The 518-nt window shown below is 49.0% G+C and carries 1 protein-coding gene; it reads left to right on the top strand.

From position 1 onward, the window contains the following. On the top strand, window positions 1-518 hold a 518-nt coding region (locus R7R24_RS30450), incomplete at both ends, for a response regulator transcription factor (protein WP_318120679.1).

Genomic DNA, 518 nt, shown 5'->3' with positions numbered 1-518 from the left:
CCCTCTCTTCCGTAATGCATTGTTCCAATCGGTACACATGGCTGTCAGTGGTGCCAATCTGCTTGAAGCAGACTCTCTTGATGCCCTGCTTGCATTACTCGCCAAAGAGGAAGAGCCGGATTTGGTGCTGTTGGATCTCAAAATGCCTGGGGCTAATGGAATGTCGGGGCTTATCCACTTAAGAGCGGAATACCCAGATTTGCCTATCGTCGTGGTATCCGCCAGCGAAGAGCCAACGGTGGTGAGTCAAGTGAAGAGCCATGGTGCGTTTGGCTTTATTCCGAAATCGAGTGATATGCGTGAACTGGTCAATGCACTCAACCAAGTGCTCAATGGCGACCCATACTTCCCTGAAGGGCTGATCACCAATAACGCAGCGTGTAATGATTTAGCAGAGAAGATTGCCGCGCTAACGCCACAGCAATACAAAGTGTTGGGGATGTTGTCTGATCGCTTGCTGAACAAACAAATCGCTTACGAGTTGAATGTATCAGAAGACACCATCAAAGCACACATGA

It is taken from the genome of Vibrio sp. 704 (genome assembly GCF_033339295.1).
The sequence above is the reverse complement of the archived record's forward strand: the minus strand, read 5'-3'. Positions and strand labels throughout refer to the sequence as shown.